At 67.9% G+C, this 20268-nt stretch carries 23 protein-coding genes; 9 read left to right on the top strand and 14 right to left on the bottom strand.

All coding sequences use genetic code 11. The features are described from left to right. Positions 1-40 precede the first annotated feature (40 nt). Positions 41-451: a YbjQ family protein gene (locus ASF79_RS14600; protein WP_055783028.1), complete on the bottom strand. Its 411-nt coding sequence runs from the start codon at positions 449-451 to the stop codon at positions 41-43. Positions 452-499: 48 nt separating this feature from the next. On the opposite strand from ASF79_RS14600, the gene ASF79_RS14595 reads away from it, so the two are divergent. Both ASF79_RS14595 and ASF79_RS17730 read left to right on the top strand, forming a co-directional pair. Beyond that, on the top strand, positions 500-1363 hold the full coding sequence (locus tag ASF79_RS14595; RefSeq protein WP_055856251.1) for an aminodeoxychorismate lyase: 864 nt from the start codon (positions 500-502) through the stop codon (positions 1361-1363). A gap of 131 nt (positions 1364-1494) precedes the next feature. Continuing rightward, a complete protein-coding gene (locus ASF79_RS17730; RefSeq protein WP_055783032.1) occupies positions 1495-1806 on the top strand; it encodes a hypothetical protein in 312 nt (103 codons plus the stop codon). Between the two features lie 72 nt (positions 1807-1878). Here the strand turns inward: ASF79_RS17730 and ASF79_RS14585 are convergent, their stop codons facing one another. Beyond that, entirely contained in the window at positions 1879-3285 is a 1407-nt protein-coding gene (locus ASF79_RS14585; RefSeq protein ID WP_055856248.1) for an aminotransferase-like domain-containing protein, read from the bottom strand. Between the two features lie 67 nt (positions 3286-3352). Here ASF79_RS14585 and ASF79_RS14580 point away from each other — a divergent pair, with 67 nt between their 5' ends. After that, positions 3353-4240, top strand: coding sequence for a DMT family transporter (locus ASF79_RS14580; RefSeq protein ID WP_235500780.1), 888 nt, complete (start codon positions 3353-3355; stop codon positions 4238-4240). Positions 4241-4315: 75 nt separating this feature from the next. After that, the gene (locus ASF79_RS14575) at positions 4316-5332 is read left to right on the top strand and encodes an endonuclease/exonuclease/phosphatase family protein (protein ID WP_055856243.1); all 1017 of its coding nucleotides are present in this window, start codon (positions 4316-4318) and stop codon (positions 5330-5332) included. Here ASF79_RS14575 and ASF79_RS14570 read toward each other — a convergent pair. Beyond that, positions 5329-6000 carry an HAD hydrolase-like protein gene (locus tag ASF79_RS14570; RefSeq protein ID WP_055783044.1) on the bottom strand — a complete coding sequence of 224 codons (672 nt, stop codon included), beginning with the start codon at positions 5998-6000 and terminating at the stop codon, positions 5329-5331. The genes ASF79_RS14575 and ASF79_RS14570 overlap by 4 nt on opposite strands. 46 nt (positions 6001-6046) lie before the next feature. Next, positions 6047-6460, bottom strand: coding sequence for a winged helix-turn-helix transcriptional regulator (locus tag ASF79_RS14565; protein ID WP_055856239.1), 414 nt, complete (start codon positions 6458-6460; stop codon positions 6047-6049). An 80-nt stretch (positions 6461-6540) separates the two neighbouring features. On the opposite strand from ASF79_RS14565, the gene ASF79_RS14560 reads away from it, so the two are divergent. Then, complete coding sequence (locus ASF79_RS14560) at positions 6541-7341, top strand: NAD(P)H-binding protein (RefSeq protein ID WP_055856237.1); 801 nt, start codon at positions 6541-6543, stop codon at positions 7339-7341. A 15-nt stretch (positions 7342-7356) separates the two neighbouring features. On the opposite strand, the gene ASF79_RS14555 is transcribed toward ASF79_RS14560, so the two are convergent. Continuing rightward, positions 7357-7674 (bottom strand): putative quinol monooxygenase, encoded by a 318-nt coding sequence (locus ASF79_RS14555; RefSeq protein ID WP_055856233.1) that lies wholly within the window; start codon positions 7672-7674, stop codon positions 7357-7359. Positions 7675-7752: 78 nt separating this feature from the next. On the opposite strand from ASF79_RS14555, the gene ASF79_RS14550 reads away from it, so the two are divergent. The 3 genes from ASF79_RS14550 to ASF79_RS14540 all read left to right on the top strand — a co-directional run bounded on the left by ASF79_RS14550 (position 7753) and on the right by ASF79_RS14540 (position 11737). Continuing rightward, positions 7753-8448: a TetR/AcrR family transcriptional regulator gene (locus ASF79_RS14550; RefSeq protein ID WP_055856231.1), complete on the top strand. Its 696-nt coding sequence runs from the start codon at positions 7753-7755 to the stop codon at positions 8446-8448. 51 nt (positions 8449-8499) lie between these two features. Then, positions 8500-9720, top strand: a complete 1221-nt coding sequence (locus ASF79_RS14545; protein ID WP_442853868.1) for an SLC13 family permease — start codon at positions 8500-8502, stop codon at positions 9718-9720. Between the two features lie 73 nt (positions 9721-9793). Continuing rightward, positions 9794-11737 (top strand): amino acid transporter, encoded by a 1944-nt coding sequence (locus tag ASF79_RS14540; protein WP_235500778.1) that lies wholly within the window; start codon positions 9794-9796, stop codon positions 11735-11737. Positions 11738-11781: 44 nt separating this feature from the next. Here ASF79_RS14540 and ASF79_RS14535 read toward each other — a convergent pair whose 3' ends face one another. The 7 genes from ASF79_RS14535 to ASF79_RS14505 all read right to left on the bottom strand — a co-directional run bounded on the left by ASF79_RS14535 (position 11782) and on the right by ASF79_RS14505 (position 15809). Continuing rightward, on the bottom strand, positions 11782-12108 hold the full coding sequence (locus tag ASF79_RS14535) for a hypothetical protein (protein ID WP_055856223.1): 327 nt from the start codon (positions 12106-12108) through the stop codon (positions 11782-11784). 36 nt (positions 12109-12144) lie between these two features. Continuing rightward, on the bottom strand, positions 12145-12543 hold the full coding sequence (locus tag ASF79_RS14530; RefSeq protein WP_055856220.1) for a hypothetical protein: 399 nt from the start codon (positions 12541-12543) through the stop codon (positions 12145-12147). A gap of 33 nt (positions 12544-12576) precedes the next feature. Then, positions 12577-12999, bottom strand: coding sequence for an SseB family protein (locus ASF79_RS14525; protein WP_055856217.1), 423 nt, complete (start codon positions 12997-12999; stop codon positions 12577-12579). An 8-nt stretch (positions 13000-13007) separates the two neighbouring features. Then, positions 13008-13703: an endonuclease NucS gene (gene nucS, locus ASF79_RS14520; RefSeq protein WP_055783061.1), complete on the bottom strand. Its 696-nt coding sequence runs from the start codon at positions 13701-13703 to the stop codon at positions 13008-13010. Positions 13704-13738: 35 nt separating this feature from the next. Then, entirely contained in the window at positions 13739-14224 is a 486-nt protein-coding gene (locus ASF79_RS14515; RefSeq protein WP_055856216.1) for a hypothetical protein, read from the bottom strand. Positions 14225-14226: 2 nt separating this feature from the next. Next, complete coding sequence (locus ASF79_RS14510; RefSeq protein WP_055783066.1) at positions 14227-14508, bottom strand: helix-turn-helix transcriptional regulator; 282 nt, start codon at positions 14506-14508, stop codon at positions 14227-14229. Positions 14509-14570: 62 nt separating this feature from the next. Continuing rightward, the gene (locus tag ASF79_RS14505) at positions 14571-15809 is read right to left on the bottom strand and encodes an MFS transporter (RefSeq protein ID WP_055856214.1); all 1239 of its coding nucleotides are present in this window, start codon (positions 15807-15809) and stop codon (positions 14571-14573) included. 67 nt (positions 15810-15876) lie between these two features. Here ASF79_RS14505 and ASF79_RS14500 point away from each other — a divergent pair, with 67 nt between their 5' ends. After that, positions 15877-16938, top strand: coding sequence for a LacI family DNA-binding transcriptional regulator (locus tag ASF79_RS14500; RefSeq protein ID WP_055856211.1), 1062 nt, complete (start codon positions 15877-15879; stop codon positions 16936-16938). Between the two features lie 104 nt (positions 16939-17042). Here the strand turns inward: ASF79_RS14500 and ASF79_RS14495 are convergent, their stop codons facing one another. Continuing rightward, the gene (locus ASF79_RS14495; RefSeq protein WP_055856208.1) at positions 17043-18620 is read right to left on the bottom strand and encodes a glycosyltransferase family 39 protein; all 1578 of its coding nucleotides are present in this window, start codon (positions 18618-18620) and stop codon (positions 17043-17045) included. After that, positions 18617-20083 (bottom strand): glycosyltransferase family 87 protein, encoded by a 1467-nt coding sequence (locus ASF79_RS14490; protein WP_055856205.1) that lies wholly within the window; start codon positions 20081-20083, stop codon positions 18617-18619. Before ASF79_RS14490 ends, ASF79_RS14495 begins: the two co-directional genes overlap by 4 nt. Positions 20084-20268: the final 185 nt, after the last annotated feature.

The raw sequence follows: 20268 nt of genomic DNA, 5'->3' as shown, positions 1-20268 counted from the left end.
TACGCCGAACTACGCAGCGACGCCTCTCAATTCAGGCAGGTCACGCCTGATCCGCCGCGGGCGGAGTCTGGGCACCCGCGGCGGACTCGACGAGGTACGCCGACTGACCCGTGGCGCCGGCCTCGCCGCGACCGAGCGGAATGGCGAAGACGGCGGTTCCGTAGGCGCAGACCTCTGTCCAGTTCGTGCCCATCTCCGACGTGTCGAAGCGCATGGCGACGATGGCGTTCGCCCCCTTGCTCTCGGCCTCGACGACCATGCGGTGCATGACCTCCTGGCGGCTCTCGTAGAGAGCCTTGGTCATCTCGGGAAGCTCGCCGCCTCCGAGGGCACGAAAGCTGGCGGTGAACTGCGCGCCGATATCGCGTGATCTCACGGTGAGGCCCATGACCTCGCCGAAGACGGCATCGATGCGGTGGCCCGGAATCTCATTGGTTGTCACGACGATCATGGCTCGATGCTAGCCCCGGACATCCCCGGGTGCGAGTAGCTTCTTGGTATGAGTTCGTCGCGCCCCGTCCTGTTTCTCGTCTCTGCCGATTCCGGATGCGTGAGGGCCGATCCCGACGCGCCGCACGTCTCCGTCATGGATCTCGGGGTGACTCGCGGCGATGGCATCTTCGAGACGATCAGCGTGTGCGACGGCCGCGCGCAGGCGCTCGAGGCGCATCTCGACCGCTTCGCGAGGTCTGCCCGGCTCCTCGATCTGCCCGAGCCGGATCTCGGCCTCTACCGCCAGGCGATACTCGCCGCGATCGAGGCCCACGACGACCTCGCCGAGCTCTACGTCAAGACCGTGCTGACCCGGGGCATCGAGGGCACGGGAGTGCCGACCGGGTGGGTCTACGCTGCGACGGCGGCCGATTTCACGAGCGCGCGCACCGACGGCATCCGGGTCGTCACCCTCGATCGTGGGCTGAGGCACGATGTGGCGCAGACGTCGCCATGGCTGCTCCAGGGCGCCAAGACCCTGTCGTACGCGATCAACCGTGCGGCGCTGCGCGAGGCCGAGCGCCGCGACGCCGACGACGTGATCTTCACCTCGAGCGACGGCTTCGTTCTCGAAGGCCCGACGGCGAACGTCATTCTGAGAAAAGGCGACACGCTCCTGACTCCTCGGACAGATCAGGGCATTCTCCCCGGTACGACCCAGGCGAGCGTCTTCGAGTTCGCGCAAGCTGAGGGCATGAACACGGAGTACGCGGTCATCCCGGTCGCCGACCTCCTCTCGGCAGACGCGTTGTGGCTGGTGTCGAGCGTGCGACAGGCAGCGCCGATCAACAGCCTCGACGGTGTGGAGCGCTCGATCGACGCAGAGCTCACCGCCCAGATCACGTCGTACCTGCTCGGTCGCCGCGACTGACAACGCCGCCGCTACCTCCGGGGGAGTGCGCGAGGTGCATCCCGCGGGAGGATTCCGTTTGCGGAGGATCGGAGGAGTATCTATCTCAGCGGCCAGAACGGCCGCCCACGATCCCTAGAACGGAACACACCATGACTCACAACTTCGATGAGGGCCACGAGCCCGAGACAGACAACAACAGCAATTCAGATCGCCGCGGCCAGCGCCCCGGCTTCCCGTTCGGCGGACCCGGCTTCGGCGGGCGCGGCGGCCACTTCGGCCCGCGCGGCTTCCGCGGCGGCCGAGGACTCGGCGGGCACCTCGGCGAGGTCGTTCTCGCGGAGCGCTTCGCGCGTGGCGAGATCGACGCGGCCGAATACCGGGAGCGCGTCGCCGTGCTCCGCGAGGTGCAGGCCGAAGGTCGGGCAGCCCACGAGGAGGCCCGCAAGCCGCGCGACGCGTAGCGGCATCCGCGCCGGTTAGGCGTATCGGCGCCCGGTCGACCAGCAGCGGATGCGCCGAAAGGGCGCGGATGCTCAGCGACCAGCGAGCTGCGCCGCCACCGTCTCCATCGCTCCGGCGAACTGCTCGGGCCTCGCGCCCGAGTAGTTGAGGCGGATGAACGCACCGGTCGGCTCGGCCGGAAACCAGTCGGCGCCAGGCGCGACCATCACGCCGGCGTTCCGGCTGCGCTCGACCAGACCCGAGACATCCACGTTGTCGGCGAGACGCACCCACAGGTTGAGCCCGCCGCGCGGCACGAACGTCAGCGCGTCCGGCCCGAGATGCGCCTCGACCTGGCGGGCCAGCTCGTCTCGGCGATCGCGCAGCTGGGAACGCAACCGGACGAGGTGGCCGCGCCATCCTGGATCGCGCAGCACGTCGACGGCTGCCGATTGCAGCACGCCGCTCACGTAGAGGTCGTCGACCGTTCGATCGGCCTGGATGCGCGCGAGCGCCGGCCCCCGCGCGATGACGGCGCCGACCCGCAACGACGGGCTGAGGCTCTTGGTCAGCGAGCGGATGTACACGACGTGCCCGTCGGCATCCTCGGCGAGCAGGGGCAGAACGTCGCCCTCGATGGCGAAGTCGTGCGCCCAATCGTCTTCGATGAGATACGCGCCCCGCGCCCTGACAACCGACATGATGTCTCGGCGCTCTTCGGGGTTCCACTGTGCACCCGTGGGGTTCGCGAAGTGCGGCTGTGCGTAGAACAGGCGCGCCCCGCTCGCCGCGAACGCCTCGTCGAGGTCTGCCGCCGACGGTGCGCGCGATCCCCGCGCCACCGGAATGATGCGCAAGCCGGCCTGCCGCGCGGCGGCGATGGCACCCCAGTAGGTGGGCGACTCGACCACGACCGCGTCGCCAGGGGCCGCGAGAGCTCGGAAGATCGAGGCGAGTGCGCTCTGGCCGCCGGGCGTGATCATGACGTCGTCGCTCGAGACGGGGGCGGGCGCGGATGCTCCGACCGGAGCGATCTCCGCGGCGAACCAGCTGCGCAGCTCGGGCAGGCCGTCGACCGGCCCTCGGCTCAGAGCGGATGCCCCGCGCGAGGCACGCACGAGGGCCGCGCGCACGAGACGACCCGGAAGCAGCTCTTCTGTGGGATAGCCCGAGTGCATCGCGATGACAGACGGGCCGACCGCGGCCATGGCCGTGCCGACGGCAGACGTGTCGACGCGGGGCGCGCCGAGGGCGGTGGTCTGCCACGCGAAGTCGGCCTGCCGTACGGCACGTGGTCGGGCCACGAAGCTGCCTGCGCCGGGGCGCGTCTCGATGAGGCCCTCGCCGACCAGACGCCGCACCGCGCGCTGAACAGTCACGGGGCTCGCGGCGTGCTCGGCGACGAGAGCGCGCGTCGAGGGCAAGCGTGAGCCCGCCGGCCGAGACTCGACGAATCGGCGCAGGTGACGCTCGATCGTCGAAGTGCTATCGTCGCTCATGACTAGAGACAGTAGCGCTACCACCTCGTCTGCACCAGCGCTATCGACGGTTGCAGGTCGCACGCGGATGACGCGGGCCGGACTCGTGTTCGGGTTTGTCGGCGTGCTCGCGTTCTCGTTCACGCTGCCATTCACGCGCATCGCGGTCGAACAGATCGACCCGCTCTTCATCGGCGCCGGGCGTGCCGTCGTGGCGGCCGCCCTCGCCGCACTCGTGCTCGCCGCTACTCGGCAGCGCCTGCCCAAAGGCGCTCAGTGGCTGCGTCTGTGCGTCGTCGTGATCGGAGTCGTGGTGGGGTTCCCGCTGCTCACGAGCTTCGCGTTGCAGACCGTTCCCGCCGCTCACGGCGCCGTGGTCATCGGCCTGCTGCCCGCCGCGACGGCCATCGCGGCGGTGATCCGCGCGAAAGAGCGGCCATCCATCACCTTCTGGGTCGCGTCGGGCGCGGGCGTCGCGTCTGTGATCGCGTTCATCGCGCTCGCGGGCGGCGGCCTCGAAGGGCTGCATCCGAGCGATCTGCTGCTGCTCGGCGCGGTGGTGCTCGCCGCAGTCGGCTACGCCGAGGGCGCCCTGCTCTCTCGCGAAATCGGCTCGTGGCAGACGATCTGCTGGGCGCTCGTGGTGGCGCTGCCGGCGATGATTCCGCTGACGGCCGTCTCGGTCACGACTCATGGCTGGCCTCAGGCGGATGCGTCGCACTGGCTGGCGTTCGGGTACCTCGCGCTGGTGAGCATGTTCCTGGGATTCTTCGCCTGGTATCGAGGCCTTGCCATCGGGCCGATCGCCCAGGTCAGCCAGATTCAGCTCGTGCAGCCGGTGCTCACGATCGTCTGGTCGGCGCTGATCGTGGGCGAGCGCCTCGACCTGTTGGTGTGGCTCGGCGCCCTCGTGGTGGTGGTGTGCGCGGCAGCGGCGGTGCGTGCCCGCATCGCGTCGAGCACCCGCGCCGGTTAGGCGCATCGGCGCCCGGTCGACCAGCAGCGGATGCTCCGAGAAGGCGCGGATACTCAGCCGGTAGGGTCGGGCGTCATGTGGGGTCGCATTGTTCTGCTCGTGGTCTGCGCTGCGGCAGCGCTGCTCGTCAGCGCGCCCGGGCTGTTCGGGGTGCAACGCCAGCTCGTCTTCGCGCAGCTGATCGCCTTCCGCGGGATGCTCGCGATCGGCTTCCTGATGCTCGGTCTCGTCGGCGCGCTGCTGTTCTGGATGCTGCGGCGCCGGGCCCGCACGACGCGCGCGGTCATCGGTGGGCTGGCCGCGATCGCACTGCTCGCGGCGGGGGCAAACGTCACCGTTCAGGCCAGCCGAGGGTTCAGTTCGGAGGCGGCGACGGGCTCCGCGACCGACACGATCGACCCGGCCACAAGCATCCGCATTCTCACCTGGAACACCTACGACACCGTGTCGGCCGACGACATCGCCCGCGTGGCTGTCGGCGAGGGCGCCACTGTGCTGACGCTGCCCGAGACCTCGCGCGAGACCGCCGAGGCCGTGGGTCGAGCCATGGATGCGGCGGGTCGGCCCATGCAGGTCTTCGCTGCCGAGCGCGGCGATCCCTCGGCGACCCCGCCGACAGCGTTGCTCGTGTCGGAGGAGCTCGGCGAGTACGAGGTCACCGACGAACTCGGCGACACGGGCGCTATGCCGAGCGTCGTCGCGCGGCCCGCCGACCGAACCGGGCCGGTGATCGCAGCGGCGCATCCGATGCCGCCGCTGCCATCGATCATGTCGTCGTGGCGCAGCGACGTCGACTGGGTGCTGTCGCTCTGCGATCAGCCCGAGCTCGTTCTCGGGGGAGACCTGAATGCGACGCTCGATCATCTCGGCCCGCTGGGCGGATGCTCGGACGCACTCACCGAGGCGGGCGGCGGCGCCGAGGGCAGCTGGCCCACCTCGCTGCCGCCGCTTCTCGCGGCCCCGATCGACCACGTGCTCACTACGGGCGGCTGGAGCGCTGTCGAGGCGCACGTGCTGAGTACTGAAGACGCGGCCGGCAGCGATCACCGCCCGGTGGTGGCGACCCTGAAACGTGCTGGCGGAGCCCGCTAGAGCAGTTGCGCGCGCAGCTGATCCATGGAGTGCACCACGTGGATGGCGCCGGCCGCCTCGGCGGGGGAGCCGTAGCCCCACTCCACCATGATCGTGGGGATGCCGTGCTCGGCCGCGCCCTCGATGTCGTGATGGCGGTCGCCCACCAGAACCATGTTCGACAGATCGACGTTCTCTGCACGCAGGCGCACGAGAGCCTCGGCGACCACGTCGGCCTTGGCGCTGCGGGTCTCGTCTTCGCTCGAGCCGGTGATGGTCGCGAAGAGGTCGGCGATGCCGAGGTGCTGCAGAATGCGCACGGCCTGCACCTCTGATTTCGAGGTCGTGATGGCGAGGGGGATGCCCGCCGCGTGGATCTCGCGCAGGATCCCGAGGATTCCGGGGTAGACCACGCTGTCGCCCTCGGGCCCGTCTGTGGCGGCGAGTCCGCGGTACACGACGAGCGCCTCCTGCGCTCCCGCCGCGTCGATGTCGGCGACCGCGCGGAAGCCGTCGAGAATCGGCGGACCAACAAACTTGACGAGCTCGGTGGGCGGCGGCACGGGGTGGCCGAGAGCCTCGAGAGTGCGCGCCAGCCGGTTCAGGATGCCGGGGGCCGAGTCGGTGATCGTGCCGTCGAGATCGAACAGGATCGTCGACCAGGGCTTGGAAGGGGCGTGGCTAGTCATCGCAGACATCCTATTGGGAGGCCCTCGGTACTGCGGGCTTTCGGCGTCAGTGGATGACATGCCCCGGGTGGGATACGTCGTAGTGATGCCGGGCCGCGGCGATCGCGGGTCGCTGCTGGATCGACCAGTCGGCCAGTGCCTTCACGAGGTGAGTCAGGCTTCGACCTGAGTCGCTGAGTTCGTAGGACACCTGCGGGGGCACCGTCGGATAGACGGTGCGCTCCACCAGACCATCGCGCTCCAATCGTCGAAGGGTGAGGGTCAGCATCCGCTGCGAGATTCCGTCGATCGCGCGCTGCAGCTCGCGGAATCTGCGGGTGCCGGAAGCGAGCTCGACCACCACGAGAACGGACCATTTATCGCCCACCCGGTCGAGCACGTCGCGGATGCCGCAGTCAGGATGCTCGTCCTTCGCGCACGGCTCGAGGTCTGCGGTTACTTCGGTGTGCGTGAGTGACATAGAAGTGCCTTCTTGTGACGGTGTGAGCTGTCGGAACAGAATCAGCCTAGTTACCGAAGAGAACCACGAAAGGCGATCTGTTGATCCTCGTCACCGGCACCACAGGCAAGCTCGGCCACGCCATCCTGTCTCACCTCATCGACCGCGGCGCGCCCGTGACCGCGAGTAGTCGCGGCGGCGTCGGCGCATCCCGCGCACTCGACTTCGACCGACCAGACACCGTTACTCTGACCGGCGTCGACACCCTGGTTCTCGTCTCTGCCGGCGAAGCGGAGGACGACGTGGTGATCGCTCGGCACGAGGCCGTGATCGCTGCGGCTGAGCGCGATGGAGTGGCTCACGTGGTCTACACGAGTCTCGTCGGCGAGGGAGACCATCTCGCGTTCGCTCTCGCCCATCGGTGGACGGAGCGTCGACTGCAGCAGAGCGCGCTGTCGTGGACCATCTTGCGCAACGGCCTCTACGCGGAGTTGTTCGGCTCGCTTCTGCAGTGGTCGGGGGCGGGCCTGACGTCGGCCTTCGGCGAGGGGGCCCTGGCCGCGGCGACCCGCGGAGACCTCGCCGAGGCTGCCGCCGTGGTCGCAATGGATGCGTCCGCGCATTCCGGGCAGACGTACGAGCTCACCGGTGCGCCGATCACGGCTCATCAGGTCGCAGCGCACGTGGGGGTGACGCTGATCGACATCACGCTGCAGGAGCGGCGCGAGCAACTCGATCACGCCGAACTGAAACCCTTTCAGCCGGCGATGCTCATCTCGATCCACACTGCTGTCAGGCATGGTTTTCTTGCTCGCACCGGAGACGACCTCGCTGGGCTGCTGGGCCGCGAGCCGAGCAAGACCGTCGCCGTCGCGGCCGAGGTGCTACGCGCATCCGAATAGTGGCCGTCGCGCCGCTTAGCTCGAGGACACGACGTGCACGTCCACCCTCATCGATGAGTCCAGTCCTTCTCGGCTCTCCAGCATGTCGAAGATGCGCTGGTGGGGCTCGTCGAGCGACGGATCGTCATAGTGCCGGTCGAACGACTCCTGGTCGCGGTAGAACTCGAACGCCCACATCACATCGGGGTTCTCGTCATCTCGGCTGAGCACCCAGTCAACGGGGCCATCGGGATCCCCGGTGTAGTGCAGGTCGGTGACGAAAGTGAACAGAGCGTCACCCTCACCCTTCTTTGCTTGGAACCGCAGGACAACGCCGGGCTGATTCTTATTCATGACATCCTTCTCTCTTGTTGGAACGGTGTTCCAAAGACGATTATGGAACGTCGTTCCATCGTGTGTCAAGATGGGTGCATGCCATCCCCGACACCCGCTCGCCGGTCGCGGCGAACCGATGCACTGTCTGCCGACGCCATCATCGATGCGGCGATCGCGGTGCTCGACGCAGAGGGCGAGGACGCGCTGACCTTCCGGGCTCTGGCGAATGTGCTCGAGACAGGACCGGGCGCGATCTACCACCACCTCGCGAGCAAGCAGGAAATATTGGCCGCCGCGGCACGCAGACTCGTGGTCGACGCGCTCGCGGACGTGCCGACGGATGTCGACGGCGAGAACGGGATTCGCGCGGTGATGCTCGCGTTCTTCGACCTATTCGGCGCTCATCCTTGGGTCGGAACGCAGCTCTCGCGCGAACCATGGCAGGCCGCGCTCCTGGAGATGTTCGAAGCCATCGGCACGCACCTCGATGCGCTGGGCGTCGACGAGCGCTACCAGTTCACCGCGGCCTCGAGCCTGCTCAATTTCGTGCTGGGCGTCGCCGGCCAGCACGCATCGGCAACTCGCCTCGCGCAGGATCTCGATCGCATCGCATTTCTTCGAGACATCGCCGACGGCTGGAAAGAGGAGGCGACCGCCGCGTCGCACCCGTTCTCTGGCCGGATGGCAGACCAGCTTGCCCAGCACGACGACAGACAGCAGTACATCGACGGAATCGATTTTCTCCTCGCCGGCATCGCAGCCGTCGCGAACGCTGTCGCGAAGAGATTCTGATGAAGCCTTCTCGCGCCTCGCTGTCAGCAATCGAGTCATAGAATCACCTTCATCGAACAGCATTCCTCGGCCGCGTCGGATTCCGCCTCCACGCCCTCGCCCCCCGGTCGTCGCGGTCTCATCGTCGTCGTCTCTCTTCTGGCGGCGTCGTTCGTGGTCATCGCCACCGGCATCCTGCCGTGGCGCGACACACTGGTGCTCGCCGACCGGGTCGTGCCCGTACTCGGCTTCGTCGCCGCGATCACGATCGTCACCGAGCTCGCCGCCGAGGCCGGGGTCTTCTCGGCGCTCGCCGGCCGTCTGGCGCGCTGGGGCCGCGGCCGCCGCATCCTGCTCTGGCTCTTCGTGCTGGCGCTCGCGGTGGTCTCGACGATCTTCCTCTCGCTCGACACCACGGCGGTTCTCGTGACCCCCGTCGTCGTGCTGCTCGCTCTGCACGCCGGCCTGCCGCCGCTGCCCTTCGCACTCGCGACGGTGTGGCTGGCCAACACGGCGTCACTGCTGCTGCCGGTCTCGAACCTCACGAATCTGCTCGCCGAAGGGCGAATGGATGTCGGTGGCCCGGCCGGATTCGCGGCCCTCGTCGCCGCTCCTGCCGCCGTCGGCATCCTGGTGCCGGTCATCGTGCTCAGCCTCATGTTCCGCAAGGAGCTGCGCGGACGCTACTCGGCGCCGCCCGTCGAGCGCGCTCCCGATCGCACACTGCTGCTCGTGAGCGCGATCGTGGTCGCCGCGCTGCTTCCTCTGCTGGTATCTGGCCTGCCCGTCTGGATTCCGGCCGCCGCCGCGGCCGTGGTGATCGTCGTGCTGTTCGGCATCCGGCGCCCCGGCGCCCTCAGCCTGAAGCTCGTGCCGTGGCAGCCTCTGGGAATCGCGGCGGGGCTCTTCGTGCTCGTCGAGACGGCCCACGCGCGTGGCCTCACCGCCTTCATCTCGAACATCGGCGGAAACGGAACGGATCTGCTGAGCCTGCTGCAGCTGTCTGCCCTCGGCACGGTCTCGTCGAACGCGATCAACAACCTGCCCGCCTACCTGGTTCTCGAGCCGATCGGTCACTCACCCGTGCGGCTCGCGGCGCTGCTCATCGGCGTGAACCTCGGCCCGCTGGTCACCCCGTGGGCCTCGCTGGCGACCCTGCTCTGGCACCAGAAGATCACCTCTCTCGGGGTGACGCTGTCGTGGCCGAAGTTCATGCTGGCGGGTCTCGGCGTAGTGCTGCTGACGGTGCCACTGGCGACGGTGGCCCTGTGGCTGACCACGGGCATGCGTTAGGAATTCGTTAGGACTGCAGTGATGCTGTGCATCTGAGTGAATCCGCGTCAGCAGAACCATGCAAGCTGTACTCATGACGACTACTCCTGCGCGGCGGCGCGGCTTCGGGGCCTGGCTTCTCGACGGCCTGGCTGACGACTCGGGCGCGCACCAGGGCCCGCACGCCGCGAAGATCGAGAAGACGCACTCGTGGTGGCGCGTGATGTGCCTCACCGGAGTCGACTACTTCTCGACCCTCGGCTACCAGCCGGCGATCGCTGCCGTCGCAGCGGGTCTGCTGTCTCCCTTCGCGACGGTCGTGCTCGTGCTGCTGACCCTGTTCGGGGCGCTGCCCGTATACAGGCGAGTCGCCCGTGAGAGCTTCCGGGGTGAGGGATCGATCGCCATGCTCGAGCGCCTGCTTCCGTGGTGGGGCGGCAAGCTCTTCGTGCTCGTGCTGTTGGGCTTCGCGGTCACCGACTTCATGATCACGATCACGCTCTCGGCGGCGGATGCGACGGCGCACGCCGTGGAGAATCCGTTCGCACCGAGCTGGTTCCACGGCAACGAGGTCGTGATCACGCTCGTTCTCGTGGCGCTGCTCGCCGCCGTGTTCCTGCGCGGCTTCAAAGAGGCGATCAACATCGCCGTGGTGCTGGTCGCGGTGTTCCTCGTGCTCAACGCCATCGTCATCGCCGTATCGATCGGGCACGTGGCCGAGAACGCCGTGGTGATCACCGACTGGTGGGCGGCGCTCACCGCTCAACACGGCAACCCTGTCGTGATGGTCGGCATCGCCCTCATCGTCTTCCCGAAGCTCGCGCTCGGCCTCTCCGGTTTCGAGACGGGCGTCGCGGTCATGCCGCAGATCTCGGGAAAGCCCGGCGACACCGAGGCCGACCCGGCCGGTCGCATCCGGGGCGCGCAGCGACTGCTCACGACGGCCGCGATCATCATGTCGACGTTCCTCATCACATCGAGCATCGTCACGACATTTCTGATTCCGCAAGAGAAGTTCAAGGCGGGCGGCGAGGCGAACGGGCGTGCCCTCGCGTACCTCGCGCACGAATACCTGGGGCCCGCGTTCGGCACGGCGTACGACATCAGCACCATCTGCATCCTGTGGTTCGCGGGCGCCTCGGCGATGGCCGGCCTGCTCAATCTGGTTCCTCGCTACCTGCCGCGCTACGGAATGGCGCCGCAGTGGGCGCGCGCCGTGCGGCCGATGGTGATCGTCTTCACGCTGATCGCGTTCGTGATCACGATCGTGTTCCAGGCGAACGTGGATGCGCAGGGTGGCGCGTACGCGACCGGCGTGCTGGTGCTCATTACCTCGGCATCTGTGGCCGTGACCCTCTCTGCCCTGCACAAGAAGCAGCGCAAGCGCACGTTCGGATTCGGCGCGATCGCCGTGGTCTTCGTCTACACGACCATCACGAATGTCTTCGAGCGGCCCGATGGCGTGCGCATCGCGGCGCTGTTCATCCTCGGCATCCTGGTGGTGTCGATCGTGTCGCGGGTGCAGCGCTCGTTCCAGCTGCGCGCGACCAGCGTCACGTTGGACGAGAGGGCGCAGGACTTCGTGCTGGCCGACGCGGATGCCTACGACCAGGTTCTCATCGTGGCCAACGAGCCGGACGACGGCAGCGCGAGCGAGTATCGACAGAAGATCTCAGAAGAGCGACGAGACAGCGGAATTCCGTCGCGACGGCCCGTGATCTTTCTCGAGGTGTACCCGAGCGACTCGTCGAACTTCGAGGAGGATCTGGAGGTGCGCGGCGTCGTCAAGCACGGAAACCGGGTGCTCGAGGTTCGCAGCGGCAACATTCCGAACACGATCGCCACGGTGCTGCTCTCCATCCGCGATCTGACGGGGACTGTGCCCGACATCTACTTCGAGTGGACCGAGGGAAACCCCATCTCGAACATGTTCAAGTACCTCATCACGGGTGGCGGCGAGGTCGCGCCGGTGACCCGCGAGGTGCTGCGCCGGGCCGAGCCGAAGCGCACGCGCCGCCCCGACGTGCACGTGAGCTAGGGCTCGTTGATCGAGTCCGCGGTGCGGAGTCGGCGAGCCTGACGCTAGAACGTCGGGCGGCTCGCCGTCGATACGAGCACGGCCGCGACCACGGCGGCGATCGAGACCCCGAGAGCCGTCGCCCACATCCGACGCGACAAGACCCGCCGGATGGCGACGAGCAGGAACGCGAGGAGCGCCACGGCCGCGAGACCGGCCACCACGGTGCCGACGACCGCTGGCTCGAACACGGCCACCTGCTTGGTGGCGACGCCGGTTTCGTCGGGTGCGCTGTACCAGGTCACGCCGATCTGGCTTGCAGTCACGACGAGGGCGAACCCGGCGATCAGGATCAGGCCGGACGCGGTGACGATGCGCTGCACGCGGGACATGGACTCAGTATGCATGGCTAGAGCGGATACGCCGGGTCAGGCGAGTCCGAGCAGCGTCATCGGGAGACCCCCGAAGAGGAACAGCGGAACCGGAAGGACGACCGCGGCGATGCCGCCGATGAGGCTCCTCCTGGCAGCCAGTGCTCCCAGACCGGTGGCGCCCGCGGCCTCGGGAGTCGACGCCCAGCGCAGCCCGCGCCGCGCAAAGACGATGGCGCGGATCGCGAAGTACCAGATCACCGGAATGCAGATGAACACGAACGGCGCGAGCACGAGTTGGCCGTCTTCTCGAAGCAGATAGAGCGGCGCCCACAGCACGACGAACCCGATGGCGGTGAGGGCCCCGGCGAGAGTGGCGTTGACGGTGGCGACCCGTGCCGCGCTGTTGACGAGCGGTTTCGGAAGCAGCTTGAGCGCGCTCTTGTCTGGTTCCATGAAAATGACTCTACCGACGCGCCCTTCGTAGGCTCAGGGAGCGGGAGTGGCCAGCGCCTCGTCGACGAAGCTGCGCTTCACGATGATCTGGCGGCTGCCCGGGTCGAACTGCACGGCGACGATGTCGGCGCTCTGCACGATCGCGAGGGCGTCGCGGCCGGACAGGATCGTGCCCTGCACCTCGGCGCGCTCCGCCTCGGGCACCGCGAGCCCGAGCTCGGCCAGGCTGGTGAACAGGGGCAGCACCAGCTGGCCGTCTGTGGAGGTGAGTGTGCGCACACGCGGGCCGGACTCGGGAGTCGAGCCCGTCACATCCACAACCAACCCGCCCGACGTCGCGAGCGAGAGGACCTTCTGGATGCCGGCCACGCTCGGTTCGGCCTCGAATGCCACGAGGGCGTCGCGTACGGCGGTGTTGACGTAGCTGCGGGGAAACGGAATGGGGCGCTTGGCCATGGGGGCTCCTAGAAGAGTCGGGAGTCGCTGTCGTCGAGGCCGCGCATGGCGTCGTAGTCGAGCACTACGCAGCGGATGCCGCGGTCTTGCGCGAGGGTGCGGGCCTGCGGCTTGATCTCCTGCGCCGCGAAGACCCCCTGCACGGGCGAGAGGTGGGGGTCGCGGTTCATCAGTTCGAGGTAGCGGGTGAGCTGTTCGACGCCGTCGATGTCGCCGCGACGCTTGATCTCGACGGCCACGGCCGCCCCGCCAGAATCGCGGGCCAGGATGTCGACGGGCCCGATGGCGGTCATGTATTCGCGGCGAACGAGCGTGTGCCCGTCGCCCAGCAGGGTGATCTGCTCTGCGAGCAGCTTCTGCAGATGCGCCTCGACTCCGTCTTTCTGCAGTCCGGGGTCGATGCCGAGTTCGTGCGAGGAGTCGTGCAGTACGTCGTAGATGCTCACGACCAGAACGTCGTCGGTCTTCTTCTGCGTGACCTTCCAGAGCTGGGTGATGCCGGCATCCTTCTGCACGTCATCGGGCTCGTCGAAGGTGATGTAACACGGTGGGCTCATCCAGTTGAGCGGCTTGTAGGAGCCGCCGTCGGAGTGCACCAGGATCGATCCGTCGCTCTTCAGCATCAGGAGTCGGGTGGCCAGCGGCAGGTGCGCGCTCAGGCGGCCTGCGTAGTCGACGGAACAGTTCGCAATGACGAGACGCACCCGTCGAGTGTAGCCGCGCCCTGTCGACCCTCTCGTCAGACCCGAACGCGAAGGGCCGTGACGAAGGTGGGAATGGTGACGATCACCTGCACGAGAAGGGCCAGAACTAGCACGGCCGTGATCTCGTCGAGCGGCCACCACGACTGGCCCATCAGCACGGTCGCGAGGCAGGCGAGGAGTGACGCCGTAGCGAGAGCCCAGTACGAGCGCGAGAAGATCTCTCCGCGCAGCTGAGCCTGGCGCTCGTCGAGAACCTCGGGCGAAAGTTCTTCGACCCCGCGGGTCGACGCCTTGAGGGCGCCGAGCAGCATGACGCCGGCGAAGATGACGACGACCATGATGCCGATGAACACACCGATCGGCATGAGGCCGACAGTGAAGAAGGCCGCGATCTCGACGATGAACACACCGATGAGGGCTGCAGCGAGAGCGCGTCGCGCCTTCGGATTGCGTAGCTTTTCCATCGACGGGTCGTCTAGGCGGGCCGCGCGGCGTTCCTGGTAGCTGTTCGTGGGGGACATGGTTATTCCTCTTCTCGGCTGGTCAGGGTGGGGTAGATCTGTTCGGACATGGTGGCAAACGGCTGCAGCGAGAACACCGCGTCGAGCGGCAAGCGCAGAAACTGGGCGATGCGCAAGGCGAGCACGAGGCTCGGGCTGTACTCGCCCCGCTCGAGGTAGCCGACGGTCTGGTAGTGAACTCCGACCGCGTCGGCGAGCTCTTTTCTGCTCAGACCTCGCTCGGCCCGGAGGACGGGGAGCCGCGTGTAGAACGGCGGCTCTCCGTCTTGTTTTTGCTTTGCCATGTAGCAAATGTACTACATAAAATCGCAAACCAACATCGTTGCGGGGCGTCAGCCCGGCGGACCTACTTCGTATACGTGCGCTCGCGGGTTGCCGGCGAGGCGAAGAACGACAGCACCAGCAGCGCCAGAATCACGTAGAGGGCGTTCAGGATGCCGAAGTGCTCGCCCAGGAATCCAAGCAGCGGCGGACCGGCGAGGAACGCGGTGTAGCCCACGATCGCCACGGCGCTCACGCGTGCGGCCGAGTTCTTCTCGTCGTCTGCGGCCGCACTCATGCCCACGGGGAATCCGAGTGAGGCACCGATGCCCCAGAGGATCGCGCCGATGATCGTGACCCACATGTCGGTCGAGAGGATGAAGAGCAGCAGCCCCGCGATGCCGATGACCGCCGTGACGCGCAGCGTCGGAACGCGCCCGAAGCGGTCGAGCAGAGGGCCGCCCGCGACACGGCCGACGGTCATCGCCGCGACGAAGATGCCGAAGACGATGGCGCCCGTGGTGTTGGACTGCTCGTGACCGTCGACCGTCGCGATCGCGATCCAGTCATTGGCGCTGCCCTCGGCAAAGGCCATGCCCAGCATCACCGCGCCGATGAGCAGCAGGCGGGCGTCGGCCCAGACGGCCAGGCTCGCCTTGAGGCGCTGGCCGAGCGGGATGCGCGGGGCCGAGGCCGTGGCATCGGCCTGATCTGCGGCATCCAGATCGTGGGGGATGAACCTGACGGCGGCGATCACGGCGACGACGAGGATCACGGCGATCGTGACCAGATGGGCGAAGACCGGGATGGCGAGACCGGAGGCCAGCGCGCCGATGCCGGCGCCGAGAACTGTTCCGCCAGAGAACATGGCGTGCATCAGGGGCATCAGCGTCTTGCCGATGGCTCGCTCGGCTGCCGCGCCCTCGACGTTCATCATCACGTCGCACGCGCCGTTGCCGAAGCCGAAGAGCACGAGGCCGATGAAAGCGATGGTCACGGCGGGAACGAGGCCACCGCCGATTCCGATGAGAACGAGGCCCGTGGCGACCAGCGAGATGCAGAAGGTGATGCCGGCGCGCGGCCCGAAGCGGCGCAGGATGGCGGGCGCGACGATGAGTCCGACCACCGAGCCGGCCGACATTCCGAAGATGAGCACGCCGACGTTGGCGGTGTTCAGCTCGAGTCCGTCGCGGATGGCGGGGAGCCTCGCGACCCAGGTGGCGATGCTCACTCCGCTCAGGATGAAGATCACGAAGACCGCGTTGCGCCAGGCGATGAGAGTGCGTTGCGGATGCACGGCGACGTCGCTCGTGGGAGTGGTCATGGGGTGTCCTGAAGAGTCGGAGGAGCGGTATCGCGCGAGATCGAATCGATTCGACTACGCTACCAACATGACTGCGAGCGATCAACACACCCGCCGTCCCACCCTGGCAGACGTGGCCAAGGCTGCAGGCGTATCCGTGTCGACAGCCTCGATCGCCTTCAGCGGTTCGGGCCCCGTGTCGGATGCGACGCGCCAGCGCGTGCTCGCCGCCGCGGCCTCGCTCGGCTACGACGGTCCAGACCCTCGGGCGCGCTCGCTGCGTCAGGGGCGGAGCGGCGTCATCGGTGTCGTTCTCGAGGGCAGCCTGCTGTACGCATTCCGCGACCCCGTGACATCCATCACCCTCGACGGAGTCGCCACCGCCCTCGGCCCGCAGGGCGCCGGCCTGCTGCTGCTCACCGATTCGGGCGAGGGCGCGGCCACGATCGACACCGCCGCCGTCGACGCCGTGATCCTGCTCGGATGCTCGACCCGCGTCGACCACTCGATCGAGGTCTTCGGTCGTCGAGACATTCCCGTCGTCTCGGTCGAGGGGCCCTCACGCCCCGAACTCGTCGAGGTGACCCTCGACAACCGCGCGGCCTCGGTGGTCGCCGCGCGGCACCTGCAGTCGCTGGGCCACGAGCGCGTTGCCATCGCGACTCTGGGCACGGCCGACGGCCAGCCTGCGGGCCCCATCCACGACGACACGCCTATCGCCGTGTCGGTCACCCGCGAGCGACTGCTGGGCACTCGAGAGGTGTACCCGGATGCGCCGGCCTACTCGTCGGCGCACAACACCCCCGAAGACGGTCGGCGTGCGGCGACGGCACTGCTCTCGGGCGCCGCATCCGAACGGCCCACCGCCATCGTGGCGCAGGCCGATCTTCTGGCCGTCGGAGTGATCGAGGCCGTCGAAGAGCTAGGGCTGGTGGTCGGCGTGGATGTGAGCGTGATCGGTTTCGATGGAATCCGCATCGACGGCTTCGCGCACGACCTCACCACGATGGTGCAGCCCGCCAGCGCCAAGGGCCACGCCGCGGGAGCCGCGGTCACGTCGCTGCTATCGGGAGAGCGTCCGGACACCCCGATCGCGTTCACCTGCGAGCTCCACGTCGGATCGACGACGGGTCCCGTTCGCCCTTCGTGACTCCTGTTACTGATTCAGGAGGAGACGCCCGCCTCGTGGATAGTGGCGTCGACCACACGCTCCTCCTGAATTGATTACAGGATCGGTGATCAGCGCTACGAAGGTCAGCGGGTGAAGACCTTCACCCAGAGGTTCGGGTAGTGCCAGCTGTCGGACTCGGCGAAGCCCGCATCTTCGATCGCCTGCTCGTTGACCTCGCGGTCGCGGCCGCTCGACACCAGGATCACCGTGTCGTGCCCCTCGAGCATCTGCGTGTCGACGGGGTTCGACGTCTCCCAGAGCCGGGGCAGGGAGCCCACGGGCTTGTCGAGGGCGACATCGTCGAGCGAGGTAAACGCCCACGGGTACGAGTACTCGACGACCCGTGCGGTGGCGGTCGGATGCCACGCGACGCTTCCGAAGACAACAGCGGGATCGGAGCCGGCCGGCAAGGTCGAGGCGACCTCGCCCACGCGCCAGGCGGCCTGCGACCACGAGGCCTTCTGCTTCGCGCCCGTCACGCGCTGACCCGCGTAGCTCGGCTGTGTGAGCAGGGCCAGAACGAGCACGCCCGCGACCGCGGCCAACGCCGTCCACGGAACCGATCGCATCCGGGCCGCACGCGGGCCCTTCGAGAGCCGAGCCGCCAGTCGGGTCAACCGGCCGAGGCCCACGATGCCCCCGGCGATGGCCACGGCCAAGGCGGGCATGAGGAACGTGAGATAGCGCGGCGAGTACAGCGGGGTGATCAGCACAGAGGTGAGCACGAGCACGACGGTCGGCACGACCAGCCACGGCAGCACCCACGCCATCAGGTCGCGGGCCGCGCGGGCGCGCGTCGCGGACGAGCGCCGGGCCACGATGAAGGCGACGATGCCGACGAGCACGACGATCCAGGTGAAGATCGCGAACGGCGCGTTGCGCGGGGCGAACTGGGTGACCAGGATTCCGGTGAGCGTGCGCTGACTGATCGGGTCGATCCAGGCGAGCTGGCCCGACTGCCCGGCCACGATGAGCACGAAGGGGATGCAGACCACCCCGAGCGGAACGACCGTGCAGACGAAAGCGAACAGCTGCCGACGCGTGAGGGTGCCCGAGATCGTGAGCACCACGACCGTCACGGCGTGTGCCACCACGATGAGCGACAGGTAGACGAAGATTCCCACCGAGAAGAGCCCCACGCCGGCGTACGCGAGCCAAGGCCAGACGGCCGCCCAGCGGGTCGACGGGGCTCGGGCAGCGTCGAGCGCCCGCATCAGCAGCAGGGTCAGTGCGACGGCGAGCAGAGCGGTCAGGGCATACGAGCGACCCTCGATTCCGGCCCAGGTGAAGCGCGGGATCGTGATGAGCACGACTCCCGCGAGCAGCGCGAACCCGCGAGTCCCGAAGCGCGAGGCGAGCAGCATCGTGAGCGCGACCGTGCCGCCCGAGACGAGCGCACTCGGCAGCCGCAGCGTGAACGGCGAGTAGCCGACGATGTCGAACCACACGTGCATGAAGGCGTAGTACAGCCCGTGCACCGCGTCGACCGTGTGCAGCATCGCCCAGAGTTCCGGCCAGGTGCGCGTCGCCGACACGATCGTGGCTGCTTCGTCGTACCAGATCGACGGGGTGTCGCTGCCGATGACGACGATCACGATGGCCGCGAGCGACACGAGAGGGATCTCGATGCGGCGAGCCAGCAATGCGGTTGCGCGCGTCACGATGACACCTCCTTGATACGACCGGATGCGTCGGGCCGGCTCGAGAGCCGGCTCCTGCCCGGTAGGTGCAGGCCGCCGCCTTGAGCGAGGTGCTGCCGATAGAACCACGCGGCAACGACGATGACCGTGGCCAGCGCGAGGCCGCCGCGCATCACGTCGACGGTGGGCACGAACAGGCGCACGGTGAGGGCCAGCGCGACGGCGAACCACTCCCAGTGCTGGCTGAGTACGATGAAGGGGATGAGCAGCAGCGCGTACCAGGGGTAGCGAGGGCTCACGATGATCAGGATGCTGCCGATCAGCACCAGCTGCGGCAGCCACGGCGACGTCGGGCTGGCGCGCCACCAGGTGAGCCCCGTGATCACGGCGATCAGCAGCGCGGCCACGATCACCGCGGACTTGCCGGGCAGGACCGTCGAGAGCAGGGCGAAGCTGGTCCCGTCTTCGTAGCCCTCTTCGGACAGGTATCCGGGAAGATAACCGAGCACTTTGATGCCCGAGCTCAGCACGTAGGGAACGTAGAGCGCGGCGAACGTGGCGACCGAGACCAGGATGAGGGTGAGGGGCCGCTTCTTCAAGAGGGGTGGGGCGACGATCACGGGAATGAGCTTGGTCGCGATGGCCGCGCCGAGCGCGATGCCGCCCCAGACACGTCTGCCGGATGCGACGAGCAGGCTGGCCGCGAGGGCCAGCGCCACGCCGAGAACGTCTACGTGCGAGTTGGTGATCGCCTCCGTCGCGACCAGGGGGCACCAGGCCCAGAGGGCCGCCCACCTCGGATCCATGCCGCGGCGGCGCAGGGCGACGAGCAGCATCCAAGTGACGCCGAGCGAGATGAGCAGGCCGCCGACCTGGAACGGCCAGTATTGGACGCTCGGATCGACGAGCGCGCGTACGCCAGCGAAGTAGAGCTCGGCCATCGGCGGGTAGATCGTGGGATCGTGCGGCCGGTTGATCGCCGTGCAGAGCAGCTCTCGCGAAGGCGAGGACTTGGTGTCGTTGTAGCGGTTTCCGACGCCGGGGCAGTCCGCGTCGTGGTCGACGTCGTTCTTGCCGGCGGCAGCGCTGTCGGCGACGGCCGTGCCGGCGGGGGTCGGAAAGAGCCAGTCGGGGCGCAACTCCTTCGTGGAGTCGGCCACGGGAATGTGTGCGTAGGGGGAGACTCCGGCGTTCGTGACGATGCCGTCCCAGGCATAGCGAGCGGAGTCGGTGCTGGTGTTCGGCGGCCCGAGCAGCGCTGCCCCGCCGATGGCGAGCGATCCGGCAATGATGACCGCCGTCACGTGACGTGCCGGGACCTTTCTCAGCGCGAGGAAGGCGAGGGCGAAGAAGATCCAGGCCGCTCCGATGACGACGATGAAGGTCGGAGCGTCATCGCGGGTGAACAGTTGCAACTGGGTCGTCGCGAAGCCGATGGCTGCCGCGACTGCCGCGGTGGCGGCAAGGGTTAGAACTGTTCTCACTGATCGATCTTTGCATCATCGGGCTGGGAAAGTTTCGGGGTAGCAGAATGGCCCGCCACGTTTGTGGCGGGCCGTTCTGGTTGTGCGGGGGGTGTTACTTGGTGTTGACGGTGATCTTGGCGACTCCGACGAGGAGGCCGGCCTTGACGGCGTCGGTCTTGAACGTGTCGTTCAGGAGGCCGGCG

This window comes from Agreia sp. Leaf335, assembly GCF_001423605.1.
Lineage (GTDB): Bacteria > Actinomycetota > Actinomycetes > Actinomycetales > Microbacteriaceae > Agreia.
The sequence above is the reverse complement of the archived record's forward strand: the minus strand, read 5'-3'. Positions and strand labels throughout refer to the sequence as shown.

Coding starts and splice junctions, on each gene's coding strand:
- ASF79_RS14535 (WP_055856223.1), bottom strand. CDS start 12,108: ATGTCCCGCGTGCAGCGCATCGTCACCGCGTCCGGCCTGATCCTGATC.
- ASF79_RS14600 (WP_055783028.1), bottom strand. CDS start 451: ATGATCGTCGTGACAACCAATGAGATTCCGGGCCACCGCATCGATGCC.
- ASF79_RS14515 (WP_055856216.1), bottom strand. CDS start 14,224: ATGTCCCCCACGAACAGCTACCAGGAACGCCGCGCGGCCCGCCTAGAC.
- ASF79_RS14565 (WP_055856239.1), bottom strand. CDS start 6,460: ATGTCACTCACGCACACCGAAGTAACCGCAGACCTCGAGCCGTGCGCG.
- ASF79_RS14500 (WP_055856211.1), top strand. CDS start 15,877: ATGACTGCGAGCGATCAACACACCCGCCGTCCCACCCTGGCAGACGTG.
- ASF79_RS14530 (WP_055856220.1), bottom strand. CDS start 12,543: ATGGAACCAGACAAGAGCGCGCTCAAGCTGCTTCCGAAACCGCTCGTC.
- ASF79_RS14595 (WP_055856251.1), top strand. CDS start 500: ATGAGTTCGTCGCGCCCCGTCCTGTTTCTCGTCTCTGCCGATTCCGGA.
- ASF79_RS14580 (WP_235500780.1), top strand. CDS start 3,353: ATGACGCGGGCCGGACTCGTGTTCGGGTTTGTCGGCGTGCTCGCGTTC.
- ASF79_RS14575 (WP_055856243.1), top strand. CDS start 4,316: ATGTGGGGTCGCATTGTTCTGCTCGTGGTCTGCGCTGCGGCAGCGCTG.
- ASF79_RS14510 (WP_055783066.1), bottom strand. CDS start 14,508: ATGGCAAAGCAAAAACAAGACGGAGAGCCGCCGTTCTACACGCGGCTC.
- ASF79_RS14570 (WP_055783044.1), bottom strand. CDS start 6,000: ATGACTAGCCACGCCCCTTCCAAGCCCTGGTCGACGATCCTGTTCGAT.
- ASF79_RS14585 (WP_055856248.1), bottom strand. CDS start 3,285: ATGAGCGACGATAGCACTTCGACGATCGAGCGTCACCTGCGCCGATTC.
- ASF79_RS14505 (WP_055856214.1), bottom strand. CDS start 15,809: ATGACCACTCCCACGAGCGACGTCGCCGTGCATCCGCAACGCACTCTC.
- ASF79_RS14555 (WP_055856233.1), bottom strand. CDS start 7,674: ATGAATAAGAATCAGCCCGGCGTTGTCCTGCGGTTCCAAGCAAAGAAG.
- ASF79_RS14525 (WP_055856217.1), bottom strand. CDS start 12,999: ATGGCCAAGCGCCCCATTCCGTTTCCCCGCAGCTACGTCAACACCGCC.
- ASF79_RS17730 (WP_055783032.1), top strand. CDS start 1,495: ATGACTCACAACTTCGATGAGGGCCACGAGCCCGAGACAGACAACAAC.
- ASF79_RS14550 (WP_055856231.1), top strand. CDS start 7,753: ATGCCATCCCCGACACCCGCTCGCCGGTCGCGGCGAACCGATGCACTG.
- ASF79_RS14540 (WP_235500778.1), top strand. CDS start 9,794: ATGACGACTACTCCTGCGCGGCGGCGCGGCTTCGGGGCCTGGCTTCTC.